Annotated in this window: 8 protein-coding genes; 3 read left to right on the top strand and 5 right to left on the bottom strand. The window is 68.2% G+C overall.

Annotation, left to right across the window (positions count from 1 at the left end):
• The coding region (locus BXA07_RS27965; RefSeq protein ID WP_139335820.1) for an IS1595 family transposase at positions 1 to 552 on the top strand (552 nt) is incomplete at its 5' end.
• 184 nt (positions 553 to 736) lie between these two features.
• Here BXA07_RS27965 and BXA07_RS27960 read toward each other — a convergent pair.
• The 3 genes from BXA07_RS27960 to BXA07_RS27950 form a co-directional block, all read right to left on the bottom strand.
• Positions 737 to 1,162 (bottom strand): cupin domain-containing protein, encoded by a 426-nt coding sequence (locus BXA07_RS27960; protein ID WP_076572969.1) that lies wholly within the window; start codon positions 1,160 to 1,162, stop codon positions 737 to 739.
• Positions 1,163 to 1,237: 75 nt separating this feature from the next.
• The gene (locus tag BXA07_RS27955) at positions 1,238 to 2,065 is read right to left on the bottom strand and encodes an AraC family transcriptional regulator (protein ID WP_076572968.1); all 828 of its coding nucleotides are present in this window, start codon (positions 2,063 to 2,065) and stop codon (positions 1,238 to 1,240) included.
• 18 nt (positions 2,066 to 2,083) lie between these two features.
• On the bottom strand, positions 2,084 to 3,145 hold the full coding sequence (locus tag BXA07_RS27950; protein WP_076572967.1) for an NAD(P)H-dependent flavin oxidoreductase: 1,062 nt from the start codon (positions 3,143 to 3,145) through the stop codon (positions 2,084 to 2,086).
• 87 nt (positions 3,146 to 3,232) lie between these two features.
• Between BXA07_RS27950 and BXA07_RS27945 the strand changes: the two genes are divergently transcribed.
• Positions 3,233 to 4,108: a LysR substrate-binding domain-containing protein gene (locus BXA07_RS27945; protein WP_076572966.1), complete on the top strand. Its 876-nt coding sequence runs from the start codon at positions 3,233 to 3,235 to the stop codon at positions 4,106 to 4,108.
• A complete protein-coding gene (locus BXA07_RS27940; RefSeq protein WP_076572965.1) occupies positions 4,105 to 5,235 on the top strand; it encodes a YbfB/YjiJ family MFS transporter in 1,131 nt (376 codons plus the stop codon). Before BXA07_RS27945 ends, BXA07_RS27940 begins: the two co-directional genes overlap by 4 nt.
• 69 nt (positions 5,236 to 5,304) lie before the next feature.
• On the opposite strand, the gene BXA07_RS27935 is transcribed toward BXA07_RS27940, so the two are convergent.
• Together BXA07_RS27935 and BXA07_RS27930 are read right to left on the bottom strand one after the other, a co-directional pair.
• Positions 5,305 to 6,102, bottom strand: a complete 798-nt coding sequence (locus BXA07_RS27935) for an alpha/beta fold hydrolase (protein WP_076572964.1) — start codon at positions 6,100 to 6,102, stop codon at positions 5,305 to 5,307.
• Positions 6,099 to 7,115, bottom strand: coding sequence for a M14 family zinc carboxypeptidase (locus BXA07_RS27930; RefSeq protein ID WP_076572963.1), 1,017 nt, complete (start codon positions 7,113 to 7,115; stop codon positions 6,099 to 6,101). Before BXA07_RS27930 ends, BXA07_RS27935 begins: the two co-directional genes overlap by 4 nt.
• Between the last annotated feature and the right edge of the window lie 143 nt (positions 7,116 to 7,258).

The raw sequence follows: 7,258 nt of genomic DNA, 5'->3' as shown, positions 1-7,258 counted from the left end.
CCGCTGTGCCTGCACGGCATCGCCGAGGCCGACGAGCTGTATCTGCTGGAATCGGAAAAGGGATCCAGGCATCTGACGCGTCCGGCACGCCGCCGGGGCGGCCACGCCCGCCAGCGCGGCATTTCCAGTGAACAGGTCTGCATCGTGGTGGCGCGCGACCGCACGGGACAAACCCTCGATTTCGTCACGGGAAAAGGGGCGCTGACCAAGGTGCAGCTGCATGCCTGCCTGCCACCCGTGATCGACAAGGACGTCTTGCTGGTCACTGACGGCCATGCCGCCTACCGGGCTTTCGCTGCGGAAGCGGGCATCAGCCACCAGGCCGTCAACTTGCACGCCGGCATCCGCGTGCAGGGCGCCGCCCACGTGCAGAACGTCAACGCGTATCACAGCCGCTTGCGGGAATGGCTGCGCATCTTCCATGGCGTGGCCAGCCGCTACCTGCCGAATTACCTGGCATGGCGCTGGATACTGGACGCCGGGCGCATCCGCTCCCCAGAAACATTATTGAAGGCCGCACTGGGAGAGTTCCCACACTTGACGGTGACATAGCCATTGTTTTCCTCAGCGGCTCGGGTGCTGTCGAAAAGGATGGCCGCTGTGTCATTTTATTTGACGTGGCGCAAGATGCCAGGGTAATGACGGAGATGAGCGCCAGGCTGGCGCGCCCATGCATGCCAGGCCGTATCATGACTAAGGCGCGCAGGACCAGGCTGCCAGCGGCGACGGGGGCGGCTTAAACCCACTGGTCGTTTTCGGCGCTGCGCGCGCTCCTGGCGCCATCGCCCGTGTTGACCACGCCGCGCGGCTCGATCAGCATCAGTTTGACTTCCGCGTCGGCACACGGTTTGTGTTCGACGCCCTTCGGCACGACGGCCATCTGGCCGGCGCGCAGCACGATGGCGCCATCGCCCGCTGGAGCGCCGCGCAAATCGATGCGCAGTTCGCCTTCGAGGACGAAAAAGGTCTCGTCCGTTTCAGCATGCCGGTGCCACTGGAATTCGCCTTGCACCTTGACGACCTTGATTTGGTAATCATTCATCTCTGCTACGACACGTGGTTGCCACTGTTCGTGGATCAGCGCCACCTTGCTGGCCAGGTCGATGCTCTTGCATTGACCGCGGTCAAGCGGCATGGTGGCGTGGCTTGGGGACTGGGACATGGTTTTCTCCATTCAATGTAGATGTGCCAACGATACGCCGGCGGCGCGCACCCGTATTGAACGATCGTGGTGGCGTCAGCCGGGCCCGGCGCCCTGTACGATGCGCAGCCAGCGTCCCGGCGTCATGCCAAATGCCTTCGAGAAATGCCGCGTCATATGGCTCTGGTCGGCGAAGCCGGCGCTGGCGGCGGCGTGGGCGAGCGAACTGCCCGCGATCAGCAGGCGGCGCACGGCATCGAGGCGCCGCATCGTCAGGTAGCGGTAGGGGCTGGTGCCGTAGAACAGGCGAAAATCATGCGACAGGCTCCAGCGGTCGCGCCCGGTGGCCCGTTCCAGCTGTTCCAGGGTGACGCCGCGTTCGTGGTGGGCGTGCAGATACTCGCGGGCGCGCCGTGCTGCAAGGAAATCGCCGCCGTGGCGGCGTGCGGGCAGGCCGGCGACGGCGGCCAGCGCGTGCACCAGCTCGGCCAGTCCATCGCTTTGCTCCAGCGCTTCGGGCGCATGGTGGACGGGGTGCAGCAAGGCCACCGTTGCCGCGGCGACGCGTGCGTCGCTGCTCACGCCGCCTTCGATGAAGGGCAGCGCCTGTCCGCCGAGGACGTCCTGGAAGAGTGCGGGTGGCACGTACATCATGCGGTACTGGAAGCCTTCGCCGCTGCCCGCCTGTCCGTCGTGGGCCTCGTCGGGATGCAGCACCATGGTGTTGCCAGGCAAGCTGTTTTGCTTGCCGCGCCGGTAATGAAAACTCTGGACCCCGGCCAGCGTGCGGCCAATGGCATAGGTGTCATGGCGGTGCATGGCATAGGCGTTGCCCTGAAACCAGGCTTCGATGCGCTCCATGCCGTCTACCGGCCTGGCGTGCCGGACCCAGTCGGGTTTTTTGTCGGCCAATCGGCGTGTCATGTCAGCGGCATCCGTGCATCAAGCCGCCATTTCCCGCAGCAAGGCGGCCACCAGCTGCGCCGCCCCCATTTCCCGCGCCAGCGGCGCGCCCTGGCCGGCCCATTGCGCGGCGAATTCGCTGTCGCCATGCCGGCTTGCCAGCGCGTTCAGTTGCTTGGCGGCATCGTAGGCGACGGGATAATCGGCCGGCGGCGGGCTGCCCGGCGCTTCGCCGTGTTCGATCAGGCGGTTCACCATGCCGCGCGCCAGGCGGCCCGAAAGCACGCTGGTCAGGCGCGTGCTTGCGGCCCGCGCGCTTTGCAGGTTGGCGCGGTAGCCCGCGTTGGCCGACGATTCCGGGCACAGCACGAAGGCCGTGCCCAGCTGGGCTGCCACGGCGCCCAGGTCCAGCGCGGCGCGGATGCCTTGTCCATCCATGATGCCGCCGGCGGCGATCAGGGGGAGCGTAGTGCGGCCCGCCAGCAGCCGCAGCAGCACCGATGTGCTGTGGCGCTCATCGGGCGCCTGCGGGTCGAACGCGCCCCGGTGTCCGCCCGCTTCCACGCCCTGCGCCACGATGGCGTCGACCCCCGCCTGTTCGATCAGCAGCGCCTCGCGCAGATTGGTGGCCGTGGCCATCGTGTAGATGCCAGCCTGGCGCAGGGCGGCGATCTGCTGCCGCGCCGGCAAGCCGAAATGGAAGCTGACGATGGCGGGACGCTGTTCCAGCAGCAGGGCAAACGCCGCCTCATTGCCGAGAAACGTATGATATATCTCAGCGAGTGCCACGGGCACGGGCGCGCCCAGCTCCGCGAACAGGGGCGCCAGATGGGCCAGCCAGGCGGCCTCGCGCCGCGCATCGCGCGCCGCCGGCGCATGGCAGAACACATTCACGTTGAAGGGGCGGTCCGTCAGCGCGCGCGTGTCGGCGATCATCTGGCGCGCCTGCGCCACGGTGCCGGCGCCGATGGCCAGCGAACCGAGGCCGCCCGCGTTCGAGACGGCGGCCGCCATGCGCGGCGTGGAGACGCCGGTCATCGGCGCCTGGATGATGGGGTGCTGCATGCCGAGACGGTCGAGGAAGCGCCGGGACGAACTCATGATGTGTCCTTCATCAAGTTGAGGATGCTGCAGTCAATTCTTATTTTGAGAATATAATAGCATAATAATTCTTCAAATGAGAACACGATGGACATGGAATCCCTGACGATCTTCTGCGCCGTGGCCAGTGAACTGAGCGTCACCCAGGCCGCAGCCAGGCTGGGCCGCGCGCCGTCCGGCGTCACCACGCGCATCCAGCAGCTGGAAGCCGATATCGGCGCCGAGCTGTTCGTGCGCGCCAATAAACGCATGGCCCTGACGGCGGCGGGCGAGCGCTTTCTCGAGTATGCGCAGCGCCTGCTGGCGCTGGCGGACGAGGCCCGCCACGTCGTCACGGGCGGGCGCGAGGGCGGCACCTTGCGCGTGGGCAGCATGGAAAGCACGGCGGCCAGCCGCCTGCCGGCGCTGCTGGCCGCGTATCACGCCAGCCATCCGGACACGCGCCTGGCGCTGAGCACGGGGCCGTCGCGCCCCCTGATCGAGCAAGTGCGCACGGGTTTGCTCGACTGCGCTTTCGTGGCCTTGCCGCCAGCCTTCGGCGGCGCCGCCGCCTTGGCGGAGCTGGGCCTGGCGTCGACAGCCGTGTGGCGCGAGGAACTGTGCTTGCTGCTGCCGGCCAGCGAAGCGCAGGCGCGGCGCCCCGCGGACGTGCGCACGCGCTCGCTGGCGGCTTTTCCGCAAGGCTGCACCTACCGCGCCATCGCCGAAGAGGTGCTGGGCGTGGGCGGCAGCACGCAGTGGCGCGTGCAGGAGCTGAGTTCCTACCACACCATGATCGCCTGCGTGGCGGCCGGCGCCTGCGTCACCGTGCTGCCGGCCAGCGTGCTGGCGTTGTCGGACGCGCCGGCCACCTTGACAACGCTGTCCGCCGGGCAGGCTGACACGGTGCTCGTGTGGCGCGCCGGCTTCGACGTGCCCGCCTTCCGGCACTTGCTGGCGCAACTGGGCGAGGCGGCGCCGTGAGCGGGGTCGCCCGCTTGCGCGCGGCCATCGCCGCGGCGCTCATTCTTGCCATCGGCATGGGCTTTGGCCGCTTTGCCTTCACGGCCATCTACCCGCACATGGTCGAGGAAGGCGCACTGAGCTTGCGCGACGGCAGCCTGGCCGCCTCGGCCAACTATGCCGGTTATTTGCTGGGCGCCATCCTGGCCATGCGCGCACGGGCGCCGGGCGCGCACCGGCTGTGCCTGTGGTCGGTGGGCGGCACGGCGCTGTGCCTGGGCGTGCTGGCCTTGCCGATGCCCGTCTGGCTCTTCGTGGCGGTGCGCTGCGCGGCGGGCGTCTTCAGCGCCCTGGCCATGGTGGCGGCCTCGCTGTGGCTGCTGGTGCAGCGCGGGCAGGCGCGCGGCGCGCCGCTGCTGTATGCGGGCGTGGGCGCCGGCATTGCCGTGTCGGCCGAATTGCTGGTGCTGGCGTCGCAGCTGGGCTGGCACAGCGCGGGCATGTGGCTGCTGCTGGCCGGCGTCACCGTGCTGGCGGGGCTGGCGGCCGCGCCGGCCATGGCTGCCGGCGGCCAGGCGCCGCACGCTACGCCGCCGCAAGCCGCTGCACCGGCGCTGGCGTCCGTGGCGCCATGGCCGCTGGTGCTGATCTACGGGCTGGCGGGGCTCGGCTACATCGTCACGGCCACGTATTTGCCCGTGCTGGTGGGCGCGGCCTTGCCCGGTCTCAATTCCGCCCACGTGTGGGCCGTCTTCGGCCTGGGCGCGGCGCCGTCGTGCTTCCTGTGGCACCGGCTGCACGAGCGCCTGGGCACGCGCCGCGCGCTGCGGCTCAATCTGCTGCTGCAGGCGCTGGGCGTGGTCTTGCCCGTGCTGGCACCGTCGGCCGCCGCCTATCTGCTCAGCGCCATCCTCGTCGGCGGCACCTTCGTCGGCACGGTAACCATCGCCATGCCGACCGCGCAGCGGGCCGCCGCCAAGGCCGGAACCAACATGATGGCCATCATGACGGTCGTGTACGGCGTGGGCCAGATCATCGGCCCCGTGCTGGCAGGCGGCCTGTATGCGCAGTCGCACAGTTTTAATAGCGCGCTATTGGCGGCGGCCGGCGCGCTGCTGCTGGCCATTGCCGTCAGCCTGCGCTTGTAGGACTCATCGACTTGTGTTCGTGCACGCCGGCCTCAGCCAGCGCCGCCAGTTGGTCATCATGCTGGTTTGTTATCCGCATGATGACTGCCCTGTAGCGGCTTGGTCCGTCACTTCTTCCCCCAGCCAGCGCGCCACCGATTGCGCCAGCCATTCCCCCTCGTCGAGCGGCAGGTCGTGGCCCGCGCCGCCGTGGATCAGGCAATCGGCCTGCCAGGCGCGCGCCAGGCGCTGCGAGCAGCAGTGGTCGACCAGCCGGTCCTGCGCGCCGGCCATCACCAGCACGGGCATGGCCGGGCGGGTGAGCGGCGCGCGGTAGCGGGCGGCCGACAGCAGCTGGCGCAGCGCGTTGCGGCGGCTGACCGGGTATTGCTGCTGGTAGCTGAGCCAGTCGGCCAGCAGCGCGGGATTGCCATGGGCATGCCTGCGGCTGGTCAGGCGCAAGATCAATGCTTCCTGGCTGCACCCGTCGCCCAGCAGCAGCTGGCGCAGCAGGGCGCCGTAGTTCTGCCAGCGCAGGCGCCGGTAAAACGGGCTGTATGGCCGCATGCTGGTGTTGACGAGCACGCAGCAGGCGACTTCGTGCGGATAGCGCTGCGCCCATTCGACGGCCGCCATGCCGCCCAGCGACAGGGCCAGCAAACGGTAGGGTGGGGCGATGCCCCGTGCGGATAAATCCTCGCGGCAAAATTCCACCATCTCGGCCACCCGCGTGGGGCTGTCCATGGCGTGTCGCTCGCCGTTGCCGGGCAAGTCGGGCGTGACGATGCGGGCGCCGGGCAGGACGCGCGCCAGCGTGGCGGGGAAGCTTCCCCAATGGCGCTGTTCGCGCATCAGGCCGCGCAACAAAACCCAGGTGGGCGAGTTCATGATTCGTACCATTGCGCCAGGGCGCGCCGGCGCTGGGCTTTTCTCGCCAGCCCCTCGGGCATCCAGCGGCCGTGGCTGCTGGCGGCGCGCATGAGGAAGTCGAACCACACCAGATGCCGGCGCAGCACGCGCTGCAGGCGGTGCGCGGCCGTGGGATTGAAGATGCTGACCCGGTTGAACAGCTGGCGCGGGTTTTTCTTGACCCACAGCCAGGAGCCCATTTCCAGGGTCAGGGGCAGGAACACGCGCTCGCTGTAGCTGGTGCCGTTCAAATACAGATAGTCCCACAGGTCGCCGTGCGTGCGGTATTGGCGGCTTTGCGGCTCGAACACGTAGTTGTGGTTGGGATAGCTTTCGCTGAACAGCTCTTCCAGCGCGCCAATGTCGGCCAGATGCGCGATCGGCACCTTGGTATGGGCGTGCGGGAACCATATGCGGTCGCGCAAGCCGAAGCCGGAATGGCAGTCGAGGGCCATGCTGAACTGGCGCGCCAGCAGTTCGCGCTCGACGAGCTCGCACACGGCTGCGCTTTCCGGCTCCATCGGCGCGCCCTGCGGCCCCCGGTACCACGGCAGGCGGCGGCTGTAGCGCTGGCCGCCCAGCATGAACGGCACGCTTTCGCGCGCGCTCAGCGGTGCGTTGCGCATCAGGTCCACGCCCTGCGGATTGCAGCGCGTGGCTTGCCACATGCCGCCGGGATTGACCAGCGGCATGAACACGAGGCGCATGGTTTCCAGCTGCCGGTGCAGGGTGGCGTCCCAGCGCAGGCGCGCCAACAGGCTTTCCAGGAAGGACAGCAGCACTTGGGTGCCGATGCGTTCGAGGCCGTGGATGCCGCCGAAAAAGCCCAGCGCGGGCACGTCCGGGCTGGGATTGCCCAGGGCAATCGTGTACACGGGAAATTCGCGCCCATCCATGGCGATGCTGCAGGGCGTGGCCACTTCCAGGTGGCTGCCGCCCTCGTCGATGAGGCGTTTCAGCATGACCAGCTCGGGCAGGTTCTTTTCGATCATCAGGCGTCTGAAAGGGAAAGTAGCAGCCAGTGTAGCCGAAATTGCCGCCGTGCTCGATGTCCCGCATGGCGAAATTTACGCCGTTACGGCATGTCACGAAGCCGTCATTTTTGCTGTGTAGGCTATTGCAGTTGACGCAAGAA

The organism is Janthinobacterium sp. TND4EL3 (genome assembly GCF_900156175.1).
In the GTDB taxonomy this organism is placed as follows: Bacteria; Pseudomonadota; Gammaproteobacteria; order Burkholderiales; family Burkholderiaceae_D; genus Janthinobacterium.
This window is presented reverse-complemented; position numbering and strand designations above follow the sequence as displayed.